Source organism: Methanobrevibacter sp. (assembly GCF_017409525.1).
Taxonomy (GTDB): domain Archaea; phylum Methanobacteriota; class Methanobacteria; order Methanobacteriales; family Methanobacteriaceae; genus Methanocatella.
In genome coordinates this window covers 1-20837 of record NZ_JAFQSO010000009.1, presented here as the reverse complement: position 1 = coordinate 20837, position 20837 = coordinate 1, and the positions used below count along the sequence as shown (strand labels likewise).

Sequence of the window (20837 nt, the reverse complement as noted above, 5' to 3'; positions counted from 1 at the left end):
TAATATATTAAAATTATTTTTAAGTAAAATAACCCATTTTAAACTTGTTTTTTAAAATCATCAAAACCAAAAACTTTATATAGTAAGACATACACAGATAAGTTTGTCAATAAACTTACAAAAAGTTACAAAAAGATTGACAATTACAATTATATAATCACAGCCATAAAAAAGGAGATGATAAAATGGCACAAAAAGAAATCACACTAAAAGTTGCAGAGGCAATCTCTCAAAAGGATGTCGGCCAAGGCATTGCAAGGCTTGATCCGAATGTCATGGATGATTTAGACATTAACGAAAGAGATTTGATTGAAATCGTCGGAGAGAAAAGAACCGCTGCAATTGCTCTTCCTTCCCAAACCGATATAGGTCTTGGAGTAATAAGAATTGACGGACTGGTCCGTAAAAATTCCGGAGCGACAATCGGCGGGGAAGTCACCATCAAAAAGACAAAAGCAACTGAAGCTAAAAAAGTTGTTTTGGCACCTACCGAAAACAATATCCGTGTTCAAGGTGATGTGCGTGGCCTATTTGCTGGAAAAGTGATGATGCAAGGCGACATCATCGGATCACAAATCCGTGCACCAAGACCAAACAGAGGATTCAATAGCCTATTCGATGAACTGATGGATTTCACCCCTGCAATGAAAGAAATCAAATTTGCTGTTATCTCCACTAATCCAAAAGACATCGTTATTGTTGGACCGAATACCGAAGTTCAGCTTCATGAATCCCCAGTAGACGTAAGCAAAATCGAAGGTGTCGGAAACCTTGTGGATGTAAGTTACGAAGACGTTGGAGGTCTAAAAGAGGAAGTCAAAAAAGTAAGGGAAATGATTGAAATTCCTCTTAAAAGACCTGAACTTTTCGAAAAGTTAGGAATCGCCCCGCCAAAAGGAGTATTAATGCATGGTCCACCAGGTACCGGTAAAACATTGCTGGCTAAAGCGGTGGCCAGTGAAAGTGATGCCCACTTCATTGCAATAAACGGGCCGGAAATCATGAGCAAATACGTTGGCGGATCTGAAGAGAACCTAAGAGAATACTTCGAAGAGGCAGAAGAAAACTCCCCTTCAATCATATTCATAGATGAACTAGATGCAATTGCGCCGAAAAGAGAAGAAACCAACGGAGAAGTTGAAAGAAGAACAGTTGCTCAACTTTTAACTTTAATGGATGGTCTTAAATCCCGTGGCCAAGTAGTGGTTATCGGTGCAACAAACAGGCCGGATTCCCTCGATCCTGCACTCAGAAGACCAGGAAGATTCGATCGTGAAATCGAAATAGGGGTGCCTGACACTGAAGAGAGAAAAGAAGTGCTTGAAATCCACACACGAAACATGCCCCTTGCAGAGGATGTCGATTTGGATAAAATATCCACAACAACCCACGGATTTGTAGGAGCGGATCTGGAATCATTATGTAAAGAAGCAGCAATGAGAGTTGTAAGAAGAATCTTGCCGGAAATCCAAAACGATGAAGAGATTCCAAAAGAAGTGCTGGAAAAAATCGTAGTGACCGGAGATGATTTCAGAGAAGCGCAAAAAGAAATCCAGCCTTCTGCACTCAGAGAGGTTCTCGTGCAAATTCCAGACATCAAATGGGATGACATAGGAGGTCTTGAAGATGTCAAGCAAGAACTGAAAGAGGCTGTCGAATGGCCTTTAAAACACCCTGATACATTCCAACGTCTAGGAATCAGACCTCCAAAAGGAACCTTGCTTTACGGAATTCCAGGAACCGGAAAAACACTACTTGCAAAAGCGGTAGCCAGTGAAAGTGAAGCGAACTTCATTTCCGTAAAAGGTCCTGAACTTCTGTCCAAATGGGTCGGCGAATCTGAAAAAGGCGTTCGCGAAGTATTCAGAAAAGCCAAACAAGCTGCGCCAACAGTGATCTTTTTCGATGAAATTGATGCAATAGCCAGTGCACGTAGCGGAAACGATACTGATAGCGGAGTTACAAAAAGGGTTGTAAACCAACTATTGACCGAAATGGATGGTTTAGAAGAGCTTCAGGATGTTGCAATCATTGCTGCAACCAACAGACCTGACATCTTGGATGCCGGACTAATGAGGCCTGGAAGATTTGACAGGCACATACAAGTCAAAGAACCTGATGAAGAAGCAAGACTTGCAATCTTTGAAGTTCACACCAAAGACATGCCTCTTGCAAAAGACGTTGATCTTAAAAAACTTGCAAAAAGCACAGACGGATATGTTGGAGCTGACATTGAATCCGTATGCAGAGAAGCCGCCATGCTCACCTTAAGAAATGATATGCAAGCAAGTGAAATTCCAAACAAATACTTTAAAGAAGCAATCGATAAAGTAAAACCTGGAAATGACCAGGAAGAACAGCTCGTCCAATATATGTAAGGAAGAAACCCCCAAATTTCTTCCTTTTTTCCTCCTTTATTTTTATATGTTTTCTAACCATATTTTTGTGGGAAGAACAGACACTTCCCACGCAACCTCCAAACTTTAAATACTATTTTTAACAATAGTTATATTCATGAGCGAACATACTATTGAAGCATTAGGAAGAAGCAGGATCACCATTAAGGATGGTAAAGTAATTAGCGTTAGCGAACCGGAAGTCGAATATTGTCCTCTTTTTGATCACCACAGAGGAATTAAAGAGCTCACACCTGAAATAATAGCTAAAAACATCCAATTTAGAATAGATGATTTTGGAATGTGTACACCCAATCGCCAACTTAGAATGAAAGACTTCTTAAGCTTCGGAATATCTGAAATAATGTCTACCTTGCTTGAAGAAAATGTCATTGATTCTGTCGTGATGGTTCTGGAGGGTTGCGGAACATTGATTGTGACAGAACCAGAATTAGTTCAAGGAATCGGCGGGCGAGTCTCAGGGCTTGTAGAAACCACCCCCATACCGGAATTGATTGATGAAATTGGTAAGGAAAATATCGTAAATCCAAAAACCGCCGAGATAAACCAGATTGAAGGAATCAGATTAGCCATTTCAAAAGGATTCAAAAGCATTGCAGTGACAATAACACTGGCAAGTGATGCGGAGGAAATTGAAAAGCTAAAAGAAGAAAACCCTGACATTAACATTTATGTCTTTGTGGTCCACACTACCAAAACAAGTGCGGAGGATGCAAGAAAACTGTTTGATGCATGTGATGTCACAACCGGATGCGCATCCAAGCATATCCGTGAAATCGGAGAGGCAGAAAGTATTAAAACCGTTGGCCAGTCAATACCAATTTTTGCACACACTGAAGACGGCAAAAAGTTTTTGGAGATGCGATTGGAAAAGATCGGCGGAGAAAAGCCTAAAAAGGACAATCCAGATTTGCCTTATCCTTTAGTTTAAGATTACCTTTTTGGCAGAATTCTCTCTGCAGGAGCCAAACCCTGTCTGAATGGTTGTGGTTTATATTCAATGAATGAAAATTTGAAATAACCCGGCCCATATTTAGGATTAAATCCAAATAGATTTTTATACTCCACTAAATCATTTCTTTCTTCTTTCATTGCTAATGTAACTTCATACAATGCCTTTGTATCATCAATAGCCCTATGGTAATTGACATCATCAATTTTATAATAATGCACTGCATCAACTAACTTGTGAGGATATTTTTTCCTGTCCTTTAGTACCGTTACAGTATCAATCCAATCAACATTTTTTACAATATCATCGGCTTCTAAAGGATAATGCCTTTTCAATAGAAAATAGACAAATGATAAATCAAATTGGGCATTATGTGCAATCATCACAGTACCATTAGTTAATCTTTCCTTTAAATCTCGAGCAATAATCTCTTCACTGTGCCCTTCCTTTCTCAACATGTCATTGGTAATCCCTGTAAGGCCAATAATTTTAGGTGAAAGTGCTTGTCCAATATTGATAAATTTATCATATTCCTCAACAATTTCGCCATTTTCAACAGTGAGCATTGCAAGCTCAATAATCTTACAATCCCTGCAATCCAAACCGCTTGTTTCAGTATCGAAAAAAATAATTTTAATAGTAAACACGACCCATATAAATATAATTTGATTAATTCTATATAGTTAAAACTATATAACTAAATATGATTAGTCAGCATGAGGGATAAATTTGACTCAAAAAAGTGAAGCTCAAAAAGGCAACATCACTCCAGAAATGGAATATGTTGCAGAATATGAAAATATAGATGCAAACAAACTAGCCAAGTTGATTGACAAAGGATTAGTGGTGATTCCAAAAAACATCAACGGAAATTCAAAGCCATGCGGAATTGGCGAATGCCTGAAAACCAAAATAAATGCCAATATAGGATCATCATCTAAAATCGATGACATTGAACTGGAAATCGATAAAGCGAAACTGGCCCAAGAATATGGTGCCGATGCATTGATGGACTTGTCGACAGGTTCCGATTTGAAACTGTTCAGAAGGAAAATCATGGATGCCGTAGACATCTGCATCGGAACAGTCCCCCTCTATGAAGCGGGAGTAGTAACCCTGGCCAAAGACAAAGAGATAATAGACATGGACCCTGACGACATCTTCAAGGCCATTGAAAATCAGGCAAAGGAAGGAGTGGACTTCATGACGCTCCACTGCGGAATTACAAAAGACTTGGTTGAAAAATTAAAGGCTGCAAACAGGATGATGGGGATTGTGAGCCGTGGAGGAACATTCATGGCTTCCTGGATCAATCACAACGGCCTGGAAAACCCATTATATGAAAATTACGATTATCTTTTAGAGCTATCCTATGAATATGACATCACATTATCCCTTGGTGATGGTTTAAGGCCAGGCTGTCTGGCGGATGCAAGCGATATCCCTCAAATCCAAGAGCTTGTAAATCTCGGAACGCTAGTCAAAAGGGCTCAGGATGCCAACGTTCAGGTAATGGTGGAAGGTCCGGGACACATGCCGTTAAACCAGATTAAGGCCAACATGGAAATCCAAAAGACAATCTGTCACGGAGCTCCGTTTTATGTATTGGGACCTCTCGTAACGGATATCGCTCCAGGCTATGATCACATTACCGGAGCCATCGGCGGAGCCATTGCTGCAACTGCAGGAGCAAACTTCCTGTGTTATGTGACACCGGCAGAACACCTATCGCTTCCAAGTTTAGAAGATGTAAAAGAGGGAGTGATTGCATCAAAAATTGCTGCTGAAGCGGCCGATGTCGCAAAGGGACTTGACTCAGCATGGACTCGTGAAAAGGCAATGGCAAAGGCCCGAAGGGATTTCGACTGGGATGCCCAATTCAGCCTTGCGCTGGACAAGTCCAAACCAAGGAAATACCGAGACAAATGCCAACTGGACGATGATGAGATGTGTGCAATGTGCGGAGAATATTGTGCCGTTAAGATAGCCAAAGGTGATTTCTAATGAAATATCAGGAACTGGTGGATGTCTACTCAGCACTTGAAGCGACTACAAAAAGGCTGGAAAAAACAGAAATCATATCCGAATTCCTAAAAAGACTGGACTCAGACACAATTGAAAAAGTGGGATTGCTAATTCTAGGCGTTGTATTCCCTGCATGGAGTTCAGAAGAAATCGGCATTGGCGGAAAGCTGGTGGAGCGTGCAGTGGCTGAAGCGGTTGGAACCACACAGGCCAATGTCGAGGATGCAGTTCGTGACGAAGGTGACATCGGCCTTGCATGCGTCAAACTATATGCCAAAAAGTCCCAGATGACATTCTTCTCAAAGCCTTTGACAATCGATTTTGTCTTCAATAGCTTGCGCAAATTATCCACAATCAGCGGTTCAAGATCCACCAACCGTAAGATTTCCGTCATTTTAGAGCTATTGTCACAGGCCAGTGCCACCGAAGCAAAATATCTAACCCGAACAATTACCGAGGAATTGAGAATCGGTGTTGGCGATGGGGTTGTCAGGGATGCCATAGCCCAAGCCTTCGAAATTGATAAGAAAATAGTTGAAAGAGCGCAGATGCTTACCAATGATTTTTCTGTCGTTGCAAGAACTGCAAAGGATGAAGGTGCCGAAGGCCTTGAAAAGCTTAATCTGACGCCAGGAACACCCGTCAAGCCAATGCTTGCGCAGTTAGCACCACCCCTAAATGAAATTATCCCAGAGATGGGAACCGCAATCTGCGAGACAAAATATGATGGGATACGCCTTCAGGTTCACAGGAACAATGATGAAATCAGAATATTCACACGCAGGCTTGAAAACATCACCCATGCTCTTCCAGAAATCGTTGAACTGTTCAATGAATACCTGCCCCATGAGGATTACATTGTGGAAGGGGAAGTAATAGCTACTAGAGATGGAAAGCCTCTCCCGTTCCAGAACATCCTGCATAGGGTTAGAAGAAAGCACAATGTGGAGGAAGCTATGGAGAATGTTCCATTGAAACTATTCCTTTTTGATGTCCTCTACTATAAAGTCCCTATGATTGACGAACCCCTTTCACTCAGGCGAGAGACTTTGGAAAACATCGTGGATATCTCCGTTGATGAGATGAACCTGAGTACAATGCTGGTTGGAACACCTGACAATCTTGATGACATACAGTCATTATTCGAATCCTCCATTGAGGGAGGCCATGAGGGAATAATGATTAAGGATGCATCCGAACCGTATATTCCTGGCCTAAGGGGCAAAAAGATGCTTAAATACAAGGCGGAACCTGAAACTTTGGACATGGTGATTGTTGGAGGAACATACGGCATTGGAAAACGTGGCGATTTTGTTGGCTCATATCTGGTGGCGCTAAGAGATGAAAATGATGATTTCAAAACAGTTGCATATGCTGCAACCGGTCTTGACGACGCTACCCTAGAATACCTAACAGAAAAAATGAAAGAACTTGAAATTTCAACCAAGGGCCGTGAGATAAAAGTAGAGCCGAAAATAGTTTTGGAAATCGCATTTTCCGAAATCGTAGAATCACCGGAATATGAAACCGGATACTCCTTAAGGTTCCCTGTCGTGAAAAACATAAGAAAGGATAAAGGCCCTATGGATGCTGACACCGTTGAGAGATTGATTTCCATGTACAATACTGAAAATTAAACCTCTGGCAATTTTTTAACACTATATATTACAGTCCGTGTAATTGGATAGACAATTATCTCATACACCGTTTTAAACAATGCTTGCGCTAAAATCATCATTAACAAAGCTTCAACAGGCATTGTGCCTAAAAATCCGATGGTGATAAATATTATTGCATCCAAACCTTCGCCAAAAAGAGTTGAAACTATGCACCTTAAAAATAGCTTTTTCTCATCCCACCTTTTAAGAATCACCATCACTTTAGCATTTACAAGGGATCCCACCAAATAAGCAACGAAGCTAGCCACCAGTAACCTGAAAGTGGAACCTAAAACAACACTAAAGGCCTCTGAGTTTTCAAAAAATGCCGGTGCCGGCAGTGCAATCGTGATTGAATAACAGACTGCAGCTATAAGATTCATCAAAAAAACCTAGAAGAATTACATTTCTTGCCCTTTCATAGCCATAAACTTCTGTCAAAACATCATTGACGATGTAAATTACAGGAAATATTACAACACCGCAAGGAAGAGCAAATGAAAAAAAGTCAAATGTTTTGCCGGCAATAACATTAGATATAATCAGGCACGCAGTAAAAACACCAGTCAAAATTGCATACAATTCCTTTTTTGTGAGATTTTCAAACATGATAATAGTAAATTTTTAACCACAAATAAATTTTACAAAATAAAATCCTATCGACTATTTTTAAAATTAAAACCAATGAAGATACATGGAAATTACAGATGACAAATTACTAAGAATAGCATTGATAACTTCTCTCATTGGAATAATCGGCCTGTTGATACTTACGCCAACGATTGAAGTTAAAAAAGTAAAGATTGAGGACATAACCCGCTCAATGATAGATGAAGAGGTATCTGTTGACTGTGTCGTTAGCGAAATAGCAAAATCCTCATCAGGAAGCAGTTATTTTTTAACAATTAATGATGGGACTGGCCAGATGCAACTAATAATATTCGAAAATCAGGCAGCTGAAATACAATCGAATAATCTTGACATTGAGGACTTCAAAGACAGGAAAGTTGAGGTTACAGGAAAAATAACCGAATATAATTCGGAGCTGGAAATAATTTTATCGAATGGTGACAGCCTAAAAATCAAAAATCAATAAATAGCTTTTTATTGATTAAAATTCAAAAATAAGGGTATATTAAAATTATAGGAAATTAAACCATGTCTGATAAAAAACGATTATTTGGAACTTTTGGAGTTAGAAGAACTGCAAATGATGTCTTGACTCCTGAGTTCGCATCAAGACTTGCGGCCTGCTACGGTACACAGATTCAAGGAACCGTGGCTGTTGGAGGAGATACAAGAACATCAACTCCTATGTTGAAGGAAGCTGTAAAAGCAGGACTTTTATCAAGCGGATGCGATGTAGTGGATTTAGGAATCCTGCCTACACCAGGTGTTCAATATGCAGTCCGCAAATATTATGACGGAGGAGTAATGATTACCGCTTCACATAACCCTCCAAAATACAATGGGCTTAAATTTTTAGATGAGTTCGGTATTGGAATACCAGATGAAATGGACCTTGCAATCGAAAAGTTGTACTTTGATGAAGAGCCAAAAAGAGCGCACTGGTCTGAAATCGGTGAAATTTACCACAACAACAAGGTTATTGAGGAATATGTTGATGAAGCAATATCCAAAGTGGATGTCGATGCAATACGCAAAGCAAAATTAAAAGTCGTTGTTGACTGCGGAAGTGGTGCCGGATGCTACACTGCACCATACCTAATTAGAAAACTTGGCTGTGAAGTGACTACTTTAAACTCACAGGCCGACGGATTTTTCCCAGGCCGTGACCCGGAACCTATTGAAGAAAACCTACAAGAGCTAATCAGTGTTGTGAAGGAATTGAATGCTGATATCGGTCTTGCGCACGACGGCGATGCAGACAGGACAATCTGCATTGACGAGAAAGGAAACTTTGTTTTAGGCGACAAGACATTCACCCTTGTGGAAAAACAGATGCTTAAAGAGAACGGCGGCGGAATCATTGTCACAACCGTTGCAACCTCCCAGGCAATTTATGACGTTGCAGACGAATACAATGGTGAAGTAATAGCCACTGCTGTTGGAGACTTGCTTGTTGCCCGTAAGCTCAAGGACGAGGATGGTCTTTTTGGTGGAGAAGAAAATGGAGGACTTATTTTCCCAGACTTCGTTTATGGAAGGGATGCAGTAATGACTGTTGCTAAAATCCTGGAAACCATCGCTAAAGAGAAAAAACCATTATCCGAGTTAGTGGCGGAGCTTCCAGTTTATTACGCAAGCAAAATGAAAATCGAATGCCCTGACAATCAAAAGGAACATGTCATGAACAGCATTGCAGAAGAAATTCAAAATACCACTGACTTCAAGTTAGACTTAACAGACGGCGTTAAAATCCTGAAAGATGATGGCTGGGTAATCATCAGACCATCAGGAACAGAACCAATTTTCAGATGCTTTGCCGAGTCAGACTCACAGCAGAAAGCTGATGAAATGACTGATTGGGGAATCGATTTAATCAAAAAATATAAAAAATAATCCAACACGAAAACCATCACTAATTTTGTTTTAATTATATCGATTTAAGATATAATTAAAACGAACCTACCTTAAAAAAATATTATTTAAGTTAATGCTATTTTTAAAAAAAATGAGTTTGGCGAAAAAATAACGTAATACATCAATGACATCTACATTTAAAAATAGAAAAGATTAAAAGTTTTCCAAACATTCTTCTTTTAGGAAAAATGCATCCTCATTATCGGGATTTCTGAGAAGAACCTTGTTGAAACTATCAACCGCCTCTTCAAATTTGCCCAATTCCATTAAAACAACACCCTTGTTAAGTAAAAAATCAATGTTATATTTTTCTAAGGATATTGCTTTGTTAAAGCATTCAAGAGCTTCGTCAAATTTACCCAAATCGATGTAAGCATTGCCCATCCTGTTGATTGCAGCCGCATCCATCTCGGAGTCATCCAAACATACTTCCACAGCCTTATCAAATGATTGAATAGCCTCTTCCAACATGCCCATATCAGTCAACAGGTTTCCTCTCGCATTCCAGACTTCAGGATTTTCCCCATCGATTACAATGAGCTTGTCATAAACCCTCAATGCTGCATCATACCTTCCAAGCATTTCCAGGATGAACCCTCTCCAATACAATACAATCGGACTGCTTGGCCTGAAATTGTATGCAATTGTGCTGGCCTTGTATGCTTCATCAATCCTTCCTGCATTCAGGAGCGCAATGGCCTTATTGTTTAGGATATACTCATTGTCAGGCTCGAATTCCAATGCCTTGTCATAACATCCTATGGCTTCATCGAATTTGCCCAGCCTGGATAGATTATCTCCCTGCTTATTGAGCAGATAAACATCATCCGGGTCAAGCCTTAAAGCGGCTTCATAACACATTGTGGACTTATCGAACTTACCGCTGTCAAAAAGAATGTCTGCCCTTTTGGTAATCATTGCCTTTTCGTCTATCTTGTCGCCTTTCCAATCATCAATGTCAAGCTTTTCAAAATAGATTATCTGGAATTCATCATCATCATCGATCTGGCCACCATACATCTTTTTGAATTCCCTCAGCATGTCATAAGAATCTTTAAAGCCCTCTCTAGCGGCCAATTCATCATCATCCTTAATTTCTCTAAAAGGAATATTCTCAACATCAGTCACCAATGCCTCAAAGATTTTCATCTTCTCTTTTGAAACCAGATTCCAGTAGCAGTAAAGCCTGTCTCCTTTCTTAAGTGGAGTCTTCCATGCTTTACGTATTGTTCTGGTCTTTTTACCAGTGATTACATCAATATCATTACTTGAAAATGACAAAATCGGCATTTGACCCCTCCTTAATTTTACTCAACTACCCTTTCTCCAAATTCTGCTGATTTGACTTTGACCTGACCGTCAAAAAATGGTTTGATTTCACGAGCCAACTTTTCCAAATCATGAGGGTTTGGAACTTCTACTTTCTCAAGAGCAGGATCCAACACATTCTTATTTCTAAATTGCTGAATCGTGTAGATGTCCGCTTCAATCTCATCGACCAAATTAACAATGTCTTTTTTGGTGTGCAATGTTGGAACATAAGTGGTTCTCACTTCCAGATGAACATTCTCATCGGCATTAATTAGCTCCATGGATTTTTTAACCTGAAAACCGACATTGGAACCTGTTATTTTTCTATACTTTGAGAATGTTGTCTTGACGTCAAGCGAAACGAAATCCAACAGTTTCAAATCCAATAATTGCTTGATTTTATCTGGATAAATACCGCTTGTATCCAATTTTGTTTTTAATCCTAACTGGCGAACATAAGTAAATATCTCGATTAATGCGTCCAGCTGCAGCAATGGCTCACCGCCAGAAATCACAACCGCATCAAGAAAATCCGCTGAAGAATCGATTTCATGTCTGATTTCTTCAAATGATTTATCGGTCTTGTCATCCAAAAGTTCCACATTATGACAATATCTGCAAGTCAAAGGACATCCAGACATGAAAATGACTAATGACATATTTCCATGAAATTCAACAGAAGATATTACTGATCCGCCAACATACATTAGTTTAAAACCTCTTTTATGATTTCAATGAATTTCTCATCCTCTTCAAGGGTGCAGATGCTGATTCTTATCCAATATTCGCCCAACCCTTTAAAGGAAGTGCAGTCCCTTACGATTATTCCCTTTTTCATCAATTCCAAAGCCAATTCGCTTGCAGTAAAACCTGTGTCCTTAACGCCAATCAGCATGAAATTAGACTTGGACGGGAACACATTCAAGGAATCTATCTTTGATAGTTCGTCATAGAGATACTGTCTTGATTCAATTCCCTTTTCTATTGAATCCTTAATGTATTCCTTATCCTGAAATGTATTGAGTGCAGCTACAAAGGACAGTCTTGTCAGTGAAAATACTGGTTTGATTCTGTGCATATATTCTATAATTTCCGGACAGGCCAGGCCGTAGCCTATCCTCATGCCTGCAAGACCCAAAACCTTAGACATTGTACGAATGATAAAAATATTGTCAAATTCATTGATTAAATCTTTATTAGTGACTTCGGAATATTCAAAGTAAGCTTCATCGACAACAATCAATACCTCAGGATTTTTAGAAGCTATCTCCCTTAAAACATCCTTTTCGATTAGTGTGCCTGTAGGGTTGTTAGGAGTGCATAGAAACATCATTTTGGTTTTGTCGGTTACCGCATCGAATATGGAATCAACATCCAATTCGTTCCTATCCAGATCCCACCTTGCATAGACCGGATGGGCTCCGTATTGCTGGAGCAGATATTCATAGTACATGTAGGAAGGCAAAGGCACTATGAACTCATCACCTTCATTGATGAATGTCTTTGCCAGAATGTCAATGATTTCATCCGCACCATCACCGCCGATAATCACCTGATTGTCATCAACCCCGGAATAATCCGCTATTTCGCCTACAAGCTCCTTCAGCTGGGATTCAGGATACCTGTTTATGGATTTGATTTCATCGCGAATGGCCTGCATGGCCTTTGGGGACGGCCCCCATGGGTTTTCATTGGATCCCAATTTGATAATCTCATCCTTATTTAAATTAAATTCCTCAGCAATCTCGTCCTGAGACCTGCCGGGGACATATGAATCCATTTCATCTACAATCTTTCTTGCCTTCATCATTAATCTTCCTTATACTGTTTGGAAAGTTTAACATAATTGTCCGCATTATCTTGAATAAGCTTTACCTGTTCCTCGCTAAGCTGCTTAATAGCTTTGGCTGGAACTCCTAAAATCAAGCTGCCTTCGGGAAATTCCTTCCCTTCGCTTACAACAGCGCCTGCACCAACGATGGAATTCCTGGAAATATGAGCGCCGTTTAAGACTGTCGCATTCATTCCAATTAAAACGTTATCATCCAACTTACAGCCATGAACGACAGCACCATGGCCAACAGAAACGTTTTCGCCAATGACTACAGGAAATCCTTTTGTGCAATGAACGACACAATTGTCCTGAACATTGGAATTGTTTCCTATGGTGATTGAGTCTGTGTCTCCCCTTATTACGGCACCGTGCCATACAGAGACATCCTCGCCTAATTCCACATTTCCGAGTACCTGTGCGCCTGGGCATATTATAACAGAGTCTTTTTTATTTTCCATAATATCGCCAATTTATTCTTTCTTCTTATTTTTATCTTGTATGATATGATTCTGTTTTACCAATACGCGAGTATCGGAGGGGACATCATCATATAACAAAACCCCAGAACCTATAGTGGAATTATGGCCTACTTTTACACCCGGTGAAAAACTGGAGTTGATTCCGGTCTTTACGGAATCCCCAATGATGGATCCCAGTTTACGTCTTCCACTATCTATCATTTGATTTTTGATTTTGGTTTTAACGGAACGATTGTCAAAACGCAAATTAGCAATGTTGGTTCCCGCAGCTATATTACAATTTGAACCGATTACTGAGTCTCCAACATAGCTTAAGTGACTGACATTCGTATTTTCCATAACGATTGAATTCTTGATTTCAACGGCATTTCCGACGTGCACGCTGTCGCCGAAATATGAATTTCCACGGATGTATGAGTTAGGGCCTATGTCGCAGTTCTTGCCTATGTAGACATTCCCTTCAATGTAAACGCCAGAACGTATAATGCTTCCTTCATCCAGAAATATTTCCCCGTGAATGTGGGCTCCGTCCTCGACAACACCCCTAATTTCTGTTTTCAGCTGGCTGATCAGCTCTTCATTAACTTCAATCAGCTCCCATGGACGACCAACGTCAATCCAATCCTTGTTGGTTTTATGGCCGATTACCTTTTTGCCATCAGCTATCTGCAAGGACACTGAATCTGTAATTTCGTATTCTCCCCTCTCAGAAATTTCCGTGCTCTTGATTTTTTCAAAAATGTCCTTATTGAATATGTAAATACCAGTGTTTACGAGATTGCTTGGTGCCTCTTCCTTTTTAGGTTTTTCAACGATGTTCTTGATGTTGCCGTCTTCGATTTCAACAGCACCGAAAGCGGAAGGGTCTTCCACTTCAGTCAACACCATCAATGTGTCTGGAGCCATATAGTTGTATTTCTTGATGATTTCATGGATGATCTCATCGTCCAGGATAATATCCCCGTTTAAGACTATCAGACTATCCTCGATGAAATCCTCACCATAAGAAATCGCATTTGCAGTTCCTAAAAAATCCTTCTGTGTTTTGTAAGTGATGTTGACATCCAACTCACTGCCATCGCCAAAATATTCGCGAACCATCTCTTCCTTATAACGAACAATCAACAAAATATCCTTTATGCCATTGTTCCTTAATGATTCAATGTTATATTGTATGATTGGTTTTCCAGCTACCGGCAACATGGTTTTAGGCTTTGTAAGTGTTAACGGCCTCATCCTAGAACCTTCACCGGCACTCAAAATAATTGCTTTCACTTTGACTATCCCCTATAAAAACTTATCTAATAATATTATATGTTTTACTCCTAACTTATAAATTAACTTTACTAAATCAAATAAGTAATTTTAAATAATAGTTTTAATATAGACAAATTATAATTAGCTATTAATTTATTAATAGTGAAACTTTAAGGAGATTATTAAAATGACTATCTATGTATGTTTACACTGCGAATACAGATTTGACACAGAAAAAGGTGACCCTGCTTACAACATTCCTGCTGGAGCAACACCTGCAGACATGCCTGACGACTGGGTTTGCCCAGAATGCGCTGCTCTTGGAGTAGATGCTTTCATTGTAGAAGAAGAATAAATCTTCTTCTTTAAATTTTTTTTTAATTTTAAACATCAACTCTCTTTTTAACATTTAAATGGATTTTAGCTAATATTTATATAATTTAATGAACAAATCTAGTCAATGACATATCTTATATGATACTAAATAAATTTTTAAGATTTAACTATTAGGAATTAAAAAATGAGACGAAGAAAAAAACTGATTATTGCAATTCTTCTTGTGATTCTTCTGGGATTGCTGACCGTAATTGCTGGAACACTATTCTTGACTCCAGACTTATCATCAGAAAACAAGAATATCCTAGTGTTGGCTTCCGATAAGGGCGAACAGCCAAACGGAAGTGTAGATATGGCATTCATGGTACATCTGGAAGGAGGCCATTTTGTCAATTATACCCCAGTATATCCTGGAGGTATGGCTCACCCGTCACAACCTGCCCCTGGAGGTCTTAACGGAAAAATGCTTCTTCACGACTGTCTTTGGGATGGAACAGACCAAGGTATGGAATACGCAAAGGAAATCGTGGAACATAATACCGGAATGCACGCCGATGCTGTAGTTCTCGTTTACAGTGAAAGTATCGACAACATCATTGATTCCATCAGACCACTCTATGTGGATGGCGAAATCTCAAACCTCAGTGCTGTTGACATTATCCGTTCAAATGATGCATACAACGGTTATGCGGGCAACGACAATGTTCAAGGAAACATGTCCAGAGGCGATGCGGTAATGGTATTGACCAAAGCAATCATCAATGCCACAAAAGATCCTGACAAAAAGGAAACAATGATTAAAAAGGCCCTTGAAGAATACAATAATGGAAACATTATCATGAAACCTGAGGGTTCATTTACAAAATTACTAGCTACAAAAGGACTTGAAAGTTTAATGAACTGATCTTTAAAGAAGCAACCTTCTTTAAAGAACTTTTTTTTATTTTAACCTTAAATATTGATGTTTAATACAATAACGGCTAGAACTGAGTAATACTTACTTCATTTTAATAGAAATAATTAAAATAACTTCAATCCAATTTTTTATAAATATTTTTTCAAGGACCAATATCGACAATTTCAATCTCTTTTTTTGATTCATCAATGAAATATATAATTCTATACATTCCAACTCTTGTCTTTTTACATTTTGTGCATTTTTTACTTTTAAATGACATTTCAGATTCTTTATAGGCCAAATGAGCTAATTTACCGTGGACTTCTTCAGTTATGCGAATTGTTTTCATAGCCAACTTCCAAAACAGTTAAATATTACAATCAATACCACATCAAATCTAAAAACAAGTGTTAAATATCATGGTGTTTAAAAGAAGCAATTGTCAAAAAAAAGAATATAAAAATGAGAAAACATCTTTACAAGTTTTCATTAATGATTTTTACACAGGTTTCCTTAATCTCTTCTGCCCTTTCACCATCGCGAGATTCCAAAGTTATTCTGATATAGTCTTCAGTTCCGGAAGGCCTTACCAAAACCCAGCTGTCATCCTCAAATGTCAGCCTTACCCCATCGATTGAATTGACATCGACGACATCATCAAATGCATCGGTGAGCAGCTCTTCCATATTTTCCATAACTTTGATTTTAGCTTCTTTAGAGCAGGTTATCTTTTCACGGATGTTAGGATAAGACGGGATTTCATCTAAAAGGTCAGACAGTTTACCGTCTCTTGAGACTATTTCAGCCATTCTCAAACCTGAAAGGATTCCGTCAGGACACATGCAGAAATCCGGATGCAGCCATGTTCCGGACGGTTCTCCGCCGAAACTTGCATCTTTTTCAATGATTACTTCAGCCACATTTACATCCCCCACTTTGGTTCTCAAGACTTCGCCCTTTACGGATTCATCCATGCATAGGCCTGCATCGACAGTTGTCACGATGTCCCCGTCGAACTGCTTGGATATCAATGCCAAAAGTGAATCGAATGGAGAGATGTTTCCTTTCTCATCAACGGTGATCATCCTATCCGCATCGCCGTCATGGGCTATTCCAAGGTCTGCTCCGATAGCCACTACAGTTTTCATCAGATTGCCAAGGTTTTCTGCATTCGGTTCCGGTTTTCTTCCTGGGAAAAATCCGTCCGGCTGTGAATTTAGGGTGGTTACTTCACATCCGGCTTTTCTAAATACTAAAGGTGATATTTCGCTTCCGGCACCGGATGCACAATCGATGACTACTTTAAGTCCTTCCTTAATGTCAACCATGCTGACCAGATCATCAACATACTGGCCTTTGATTTCCTCATTGACACTTAGACAACCGACTTTGTCCCAACTGACGGAAACATAATCCTTATTGGCATAGATTTCTTCAATCTTTGCTTCCTGCTCGGAAGTGTATGCCATTCCGTTTTTATTCCATAATTTTATGCCATTATATGGGGACGGGTTGTGGGATGCGGTCAGCATTATTCCAGCATCTGCATCTAGTTTTTCAGTGGCGTAACCCACCAATGGAGTTGGAACCATTCCGATTTTAACCACATTCACTCCGCTTTCCAAAAACCCTGCGCATATGGCCTGGTCGAGCATTTCATTAGTGGTTCTTGTATCATAACCTATAACGACAGTTCCTTCATTTCCCAAATAATATGCCAGTGATTTTCCAACATTCAATGCAAGCTCGCAAGTTACCTCAGAGCCTATCAAACCCCTGATTCCTGAGGTTCCGAACAGTTTTTTTGCCGCCATATTATCATCCTATGCTCCGAATTTATGGGCATAATTCATCAGGTCCATCATAATGTTCATCACGTCTGCCCCACGGATTCTGTTAAGTCCTCCTTTTGCGCAGGCAACTTCTGAGAACTCCTCGACATCATCTACCCTTACTTCAGGACCCCTGATCAGCACTGGCACCGGATCTCCTGAGTGGTTCATTACAGATATCGGGGTTGAGTGGTCAGCTGTCAGGAAAATGTAAACATCCTCAAGCTTGATCAATTCGCTCATCACAACCTCATCGACCTTCTCAATGAATTCCTTTTTCTCCATTGTCTGTCCATCATGGCCCGCCTCATCGGCACCATCAATGTTTATGAGGAAAAAATCATGCTCTGAGTTTTTAACCTGGTCGATTATTGTATCTCGAATATTGTCCAAATTGGTGTCAATCCCTCCTGTGACGTCTTCCATTTCAATGATATCCATTCCCGCAAACCTGCCGATGCCCATAATAAGCCCTGTTTCCGCAATGCATGCTGAATTGACTTCATATTTATCATTCAATGATTCTACAACAGGCACCTCCCCGGCTCCACGAGGGATAACAATGTTTGCTGGAGGTTCGCCTTCCTCGATTCTTTTTACGTTCACAGGATGATCCTTAACCATTTCATAAGTTTTCACCACCAATTTGTTTAGGATATCTGCAGTTTTTGCGGCTTGAGGTGTGTCGTCCAATGGCTTTACCTCTTTCGGCTTGTTTCCCTCGACTTTAGGGTCTGCATCACTTACCTTGCCAGAAAGCCCTTCTCCCCTAAGGACCAAAACTGCCCTATGACCGGTTGATTCTTTAAAAATAATTTTAACGTCAGGATAATCGTCCAAGACCATCTTGTTTAACTCATCGACTATTTCCTTGGTGCCTTCCTTGATTCTTCCGGCACGCCTGTCAGTCACGATTAAATCATCATCAACAGTTGAGAAATTGCATCTGAACGCAATGTCTCCCGGCAAGACATCCACACCGACGCCATTTGCCTCAAATGGACCCCTTCCAGTGTATACCTCATATGGATTATAGCCCAAAATTGACAAATGCGCAGTGTCACTTCCCGGAATGATGCCCGGAGCTATTGAGTCCATAATTCCAGTTATTCCTTCTTTGGCCATTTTATCCATGTTTGGAGTATTTGCAGCTTGAAGAGGAGTTTGATTATCTAATTCTTTGATAGGACGGTCCCCCATACCATCCATGATTAAGACTATTCCCTTCATAATATCACCTAAATTATAATAATATAAATTTTGTTTTTTGATAGTTAAATAATTTATTTAAAAATTAAATTTAACTACCTAATTTTATTATCCTCAGATTAATTTTAAAGTAAAACAAAATTTATTTTAGTCCATAATATTTATTTAACATTGTAAAAATGCTTTAAATTTAAATAAACAAGTTTAAATACATTTAAATTTAAAATAAAGAATAATTTAATAAAAGAATGTGAGGTGAAACATTTGAAATTCCATGAAGATTTAATTTTTAAAAATGTTGGTCAAAAATTTGGTCCGACACTTCTTAAAATAATGAATCTGAAAGGAGAAATTAAAGAGATTCATCAAACTGAATTCAGTATACTTGACCCAAAAATATACAAACCAGATTTAGTTTTTGAAGTCGAGAATCAAATTTTCATTATTGAATTTCAAAGTAGTTATGTAGACATCGACGATGAAAAAAGATTTAGATTATATACTGCTTTAATAGACCATTTAAAAAATGAATACAATAAAGAAATTGAATTACATGTTCTAAGCACTACCGAAAAAGAAAAGACAAAAGTGTATAAGATAAACAAAGATTCTTCTTTTCCAATATATATCCATTCTCTACACAATCACGACGGTAATCAATTTTTAAATATGATAAATTATAAAATAGAAAACAAAGAAGTGCTAGGCAAAGAAGAATTAGTAAAGCTTAGCTTAGTTCCATTCATGAAAACAAATGAGAACATTGAAGAAATTATCTTAAAAACGGCAATTACAATAACAAATATAGACAATCTCAACAACGATATCGGACAATTCATTAAAGGAATTGAATTATTATTAACCGACAAGTTTGTTGAAACAGAAAATTTGAACATGACAATAAGAAATTTGCTTGGTGGAAATATGAAAATAGTAGAAGATTACGCGCAAGACAAAGTGAATGAAAAAGAAAGAGAGATTGTAATAAACATGTACAATAAAGGGCTCGATGAAGTGAAAATTAGTGATTTGACTGGCATAAACATAAATTTTATAAAAAAAACAATACTATCAAAATAAAGTTAGATTAACAAAATTCCAACAATTGCCCCTACAATTGTTGCAATCAGGTTCACATGCTCATTTGTAAGCAGATTCCTGTTTTCAAAAAGGGAACCTAAAATACTATCCATAAAACAACCTACAGTTCCGGAGATAATAGAAACCGCAATTGCAGATACCGGATTTGCCATGATTCCTAACAGATAAGCCGCTATCCCAATGATTGCTGCACCGACAATGCCTGAAGCAGTTCCCAGAACTGAAACGGCACCGTTAGTGCCGGGATCCACCTTTTGGAAAGTCGTAATCAATCGAGGGTGCTGGTCCAAAACCCCAATCTCGGATGCCAAAGTGTCTGAAGTTGCTGTTGCGATTGCACCGATGAATCCGCCAACAAACGGCAGATAATATCCTCCGAATGCCGCCATAAAGCATGCCACAACACCATTTGATATGACATTTTTGGAAGTCCTTCTTCCTTCAAACTGACCTAAAGAGCGTTTATATCTTTTAGAATACCTTGTTGCAAGCAGACACATTATTAAAAACAGCACGATAAGCATCAGCCAATTGACTCCCGCTGAAAAAATAATCACAATCCCCATGATAATCATGACTGCGGAACCGAACAAATCAAGGGATTTTCGCCTATATGTAATGAATCCCAAAATAAACAAAAGGATTACATAAACCCAATTAACCATTACCTCTTCAACCATAATCATCAACAAAGTCAACTTTTATTAAAATTTTATTCAAAATCATATAAAAATATTACTTGATTTGGATGAATTGAATACACTTTTAAAATTTAAGTTAATGAGAAAAGAATACACTTTTTTGACATTTAAGTTTTACAAAAAACCGCTTCAAATTTTATACCGGGAGTGTCCGAAATTAGCAGATTATGTTAATACTAATCACTAAAATGGATATTACTAAAAATTTCAAATGGATTTAAGGTAAATTTTAAAAATCCACTAAATTTATTTTTTATATAATTAAAAAACAACTTTACATCAT

The 20837-nt window shown here is 38.8% G+C and carries 21 protein-coding genes; 9 read left to right on the top strand and 12 right to left on the bottom strand.

Going from position 1 to position 20837, the window contains the following annotated elements; all coding sequences use genetic code 11:
* Window positions 1-185: 185 nt before the first annotated feature.
* Together IJE64_RS04310 and IJE64_RS04305 are read left to right on the top strand one after the other, a co-directional pair.
* Entirely contained in the window at window positions 186-2378 is a 2193-nt protein-coding gene (locus tag IJE64_RS04310; RefSeq protein ID WP_292782536.1) for a CDC48 family AAA ATPase, read from the top strand.
* A gap of 136 nt (window positions 2379-2514) precedes the next feature.
* Window positions 2515-3348, top strand: coding sequence for a methanogenesis marker 8 protein (locus IJE64_RS04305; protein WP_292782533.1), 834 nt, complete (start codon window positions 2515-2517; stop codon window positions 3346-3348).
* A gap of 2 nt (window positions 3349-3350) precedes the next feature.
* On the opposite strand, the gene IJE64_RS04300 is transcribed toward IJE64_RS04305, so the two are convergent.
* On the bottom strand, window positions 3351-4016 hold the full coding sequence (locus tag IJE64_RS04300; RefSeq protein ID WP_292782532.1) for a PolC-type DNA polymerase III: 666 nt from the start codon (window positions 4014-4016) through the stop codon (window positions 3351-3353).
* An 82-nt stretch (window positions 4017-4098) separates the two neighbouring features.
* Here IJE64_RS04300 and thiC point away from each other — a divergent pair, with 82 nt between their 5' ends.
* Entirely contained in the window at window positions 4099-5373 is a 1275-nt protein-coding gene (thiC, locus tag IJE64_RS04295; RefSeq protein ID WP_292782530.1) for a phosphomethylpyrimidine synthase, read from the top strand.
* Window positions 5373-7031, top strand: a complete 1659-nt coding sequence (locus IJE64_RS04290; protein WP_292782527.1) for an ATP-dependent DNA ligase — start codon at window positions 5373-5375, stop codon at window positions 7029-7031. Before thiC ends, IJE64_RS04290 begins: the two co-directional genes overlap by 1 nt.
* On the opposite strand, the gene IJE64_RS04285 is transcribed toward IJE64_RS04290, so the two are convergent.
* Both IJE64_RS04285 and IJE64_RS04280 read right to left on the bottom strand, forming a co-directional pair.
* On the bottom strand, window positions 7028-7435 hold the full coding sequence (locus IJE64_RS04285; protein WP_292782524.1) for a queuosine precursor transporter: 408 nt from the start codon (window positions 7433-7435) through the stop codon (window positions 7028-7030). The genes IJE64_RS04290 and IJE64_RS04285 overlap by 4 nt on opposite strands.
* Complete coding sequence (locus IJE64_RS04280) at window positions 7371-7661, bottom strand: queuosine precursor transporter (protein ID WP_292782521.1); 291 nt, start codon at window positions 7659-7661, stop codon at window positions 7371-7373. The genes IJE64_RS04285 and IJE64_RS04280 overlap by 65 nt, the downstream gene beginning before the upstream one ends.
* Window positions 7662-7746: 85 nt before the next feature.
* On the opposite strand from IJE64_RS04280, the gene IJE64_RS04275 reads away from it, so the two are divergent.
* Window positions 7747-8148 carry an OB-fold nucleic acid binding domain-containing protein gene (locus tag IJE64_RS04275; RefSeq protein WP_292782519.1) on the top strand — a complete coding sequence of 134 codons (402 nt, stop codon included), beginning with the start codon at window positions 7747-7749 and terminating at the stop codon, window positions 8146-8148.
* A 62-nt stretch (window positions 8149-8210) separates the two neighbouring features.
* Window positions 8211-9575, top strand: a complete 1365-nt coding sequence (gene glmM / locus IJE64_RS04270) for a phosphoglucosamine mutase (protein ID WP_292782517.1) — start codon at window positions 8211-8213, stop codon at window positions 9573-9575.
* A gap of 174 nt (window positions 9576-9749) precedes the next feature.
* Here glmM (IJE64_RS04270) and IJE64_RS04265 read toward each other — a convergent pair whose 3' ends face one another.
* The 5 genes from IJE64_RS04265 to glmU are packed head-to-tail and all read right to left on the bottom strand — an operon-like array spanning window position 9750 to window position 14495.
* Window positions 9750-10886, bottom strand: a complete 1137-nt coding sequence (locus IJE64_RS04265; protein ID WP_292782514.1) for a tetratricopeptide repeat protein — start codon at window positions 10884-10886, stop codon at window positions 9750-9752.
* Between the two features lie 17 nt (window positions 10887-10903).
* A complete protein-coding gene (locus IJE64_RS04260; RefSeq protein WP_292782512.1) occupies window positions 10904-11614 on the bottom strand; it encodes an anaerobic ribonucleoside-triphosphate reductase activating protein in 711 nt (236 codons plus the stop codon).
* On the bottom strand, window positions 11614-12714 hold the full coding sequence (gene hisC / locus IJE64_RS04255; protein WP_292782798.1) for a histidinol-phosphate transaminase: 1101 nt from the start codon (window positions 12712-12714) through the stop codon (window positions 11614-11616). Before hisC ends, IJE64_RS04260 begins: the two co-directional genes overlap by 1 nt.
* A 2-nt stretch (window positions 12715-12716) precedes the next feature.
* Window positions 12717-13199 carry a gamma carbonic anhydrase family protein gene (locus tag IJE64_RS04250; protein WP_292782509.1) on the bottom strand — a complete coding sequence of 161 codons (483 nt, stop codon included), beginning with the start codon at window positions 13197-13199 and terminating at the stop codon, window positions 12717-12719.
* A 12-nt stretch (window positions 13200-13211) separates the two neighbouring features.
* The gene (glmU, locus tag IJE64_RS04245) at window positions 13212-14495 is read right to left on the bottom strand and encodes a bifunctional sugar-1-phosphate nucleotidylyltransferase/acetyltransferase (RefSeq protein WP_292782507.1); all 1284 of its coding nucleotides are present in this window, start codon (window positions 14493-14495) and stop codon (window positions 13212-13214) included.
* Window positions 14496-14664: 169 nt separating this feature from the next.
* Here glmU and IJE64_RS04240 point away from each other — a divergent pair, with 169 nt between their 5' ends.
* Window positions 14665-14832 carry a rubredoxin gene (locus tag IJE64_RS04240; RefSeq protein ID WP_292782505.1) on the top strand — a complete coding sequence of 56 codons (168 nt, stop codon included), beginning with the start codon at window positions 14665-14667 and terminating at the stop codon, window positions 14830-14832.
* Window positions 14833-14997: 165 nt separating this feature from the next.
* Window positions 14998-15717: a DUF4012 domain-containing protein gene (locus IJE64_RS04235; protein ID WP_292782502.1), complete on the top strand. Its 720-nt coding sequence runs from the start codon at window positions 14998-15000 to the stop codon at window positions 15715-15717.
* A gap of 154 nt (window positions 15718-15871) precedes the next feature.
* Here the strand turns inward: IJE64_RS04235 and IJE64_RS04230 are convergent, their stop codons facing one another.
* The 3 genes from IJE64_RS04230 to IJE64_RS04220 form a co-directional block, all read right to left on the bottom strand.
* Window positions 15872-16060 carry a type II toxin-antitoxin system RelE/ParE family toxin gene (locus tag IJE64_RS04230; protein ID WP_292782500.1) on the bottom strand — a complete coding sequence of 63 codons (189 nt, stop codon included), beginning with the start codon at window positions 16058-16060 and terminating at the stop codon, window positions 15872-15874.
* Window positions 16061-16187: 127 nt separating this feature from the next.
* Complete coding sequence (gene glmM / locus IJE64_RS04225) at window positions 16188-17525, bottom strand: phosphoglucosamine mutase (protein ID WP_292782498.1); 1338 nt, start codon at window positions 17523-17525, stop codon at window positions 16188-16190.
* A gap of 9 nt (window positions 17526-17534) precedes the next feature.
* Window positions 17535-18773: a 2,3-bisphosphoglycerate-independent phosphoglycerate mutase gene (locus IJE64_RS04220; RefSeq protein WP_292782495.1), complete on the bottom strand. Its 1239-nt coding sequence runs from the start codon at window positions 18771-18773 to the stop codon at window positions 17535-17537.
* A gap of 243 nt (window positions 18774-19016) precedes the next feature.
* Here IJE64_RS04220 and IJE64_RS04215 point away from each other — a divergent pair, with 243 nt between their 5' ends.
* Window positions 19017-19832 (top strand): hypothetical protein, encoded by an 816-nt coding sequence (locus IJE64_RS04215; RefSeq protein WP_292782492.1) that lies wholly within the window; start codon window positions 19017-19019, stop codon window positions 19830-19832.
* Window positions 19833-19834: 2 nt separating this feature from the next.
* Here the strand turns inward: IJE64_RS04215 and IJE64_RS04210 are convergent, their stop codons facing one another.
* On the bottom strand, window positions 19835-20533 hold the full coding sequence (locus IJE64_RS04210) for a TIGR00297 family protein (protein WP_292782795.1): 699 nt from the start codon (window positions 20531-20533) through the stop codon (window positions 19835-19837).
* Between the last annotated feature and the right edge of the window lie 304 nt (window positions 20534-20837).

What these genes read in the sequence shown, in the direction of transcription:
- glmM (WP_292782517.1), top strand. Translation starts at nt 8,211, where the DNA reads ATGTCTGATAAAAAACGATTATTTGGAACTTTTGGAGTTAGAAGAACT.
- IJE64_RS04220 (WP_292782495.1), bottom strand. Translation starts at nt 18,773, where the DNA reads ATGAAGGGAATAGTCTTAATCATGGATGGTATGGGGGACCGTCCTATC.
- IJE64_RS04275 (WP_292782519.1), top strand. Translation starts at nt 7,747, where the DNA reads ATGGAAATTACAGATGACAAATTACTAAGAATAGCATTGATAACTTCT.
- IJE64_RS04290 (WP_292782527.1), top strand. Translation starts at nt 5,373, where the DNA reads ATGAAATATCAGGAACTGGTGGATGTCTACTCAGCACTTGAAGCGACT.
- IJE64_RS04260 (WP_292782512.1), bottom strand. Translation starts at nt 11,614, where the DNA reads ATGTATGTTGGCGGATCAGTAATATCTTCTGTTGAATTTCATGGAAAT.
- IJE64_RS04235 (WP_292782502.1), top strand. Translation starts at nt 14,998, where the DNA reads ATGAGACGAAGAAAAAAACTGATTATTGCAATTCTTCTTGTGATTCTT.
- IJE64_RS04230 (WP_292782500.1), bottom strand. Translation starts at nt 16,060, where the DNA reads ATGAAAACAATTCGCATAACTGAAGAAGTCCACGGTAAATTAGCTCAT.
- IJE64_RS04310 (WP_292782536.1), top strand. Translation starts at nt 186, where the DNA reads ATGGCACAAAAAGAAATCACACTAAAAGTTGCAGAGGCAATCTCTCAA.
- IJE64_RS04265 (WP_292782514.1), bottom strand. Translation starts at nt 10,886, where the DNA reads ATGCCGATTTTGTCATTTTCAAGTAATGATATTGATGTAATCACTGGT.
- IJE64_RS04305 (WP_292782533.1), top strand. Translation starts at nt 2,515, where the DNA reads ATGAGCGAACATACTATTGAAGCATTAGGAAGAAGCAGGATCACCATT.
- IJE64_RS04240 (WP_292782505.1), top strand. Translation starts at nt 14,665, where the DNA reads ATGACTATCTATGTATGTTTACACTGCGAATACAGATTTGACACAGAA.
- IJE64_RS04280 (WP_292782521.1), bottom strand. Translation starts at nt 7,661, where the DNA reads ATGTTTGAAAATCTCACAAAAAAGGAATTGTATGCAATTTTGACTGGT.
- IJE64_RS04210 (WP_292782795.1), bottom strand. Translation starts at nt 20,533, where the DNA reads ATGGTTGAAGAGGTAATGGTTAATTGGGTTTATGTAATCCTTTTGTTT.
- IJE64_RS04285 (WP_292782524.1), bottom strand. Translation starts at nt 7,435, where the DNA reads ATGAATCTTATAGCTGCAGTCTGTTATTCAATCACGATTGCACTGCCG.
- glmM (WP_292782498.1), bottom strand. Translation starts at nt 17,525, where the DNA reads ATGGCGGCAAAAAAACTGTTCGGAACCTCAGGAATCAGGGGTTTGATA.
- hisC (WP_292782798.1), bottom strand. Translation starts at nt 12,714, where the DNA reads ATGAAGGCAAGAAAGATTGTAGATGAAATGGATTCATATGTCCCCGGC.
- IJE64_RS04250 (WP_292782509.1), bottom strand. Translation starts at nt 13,199, where the DNA reads ATGGAAAATAAAAAAGACTCTGTTATAATATGCCCAGGCGCACAGGTA.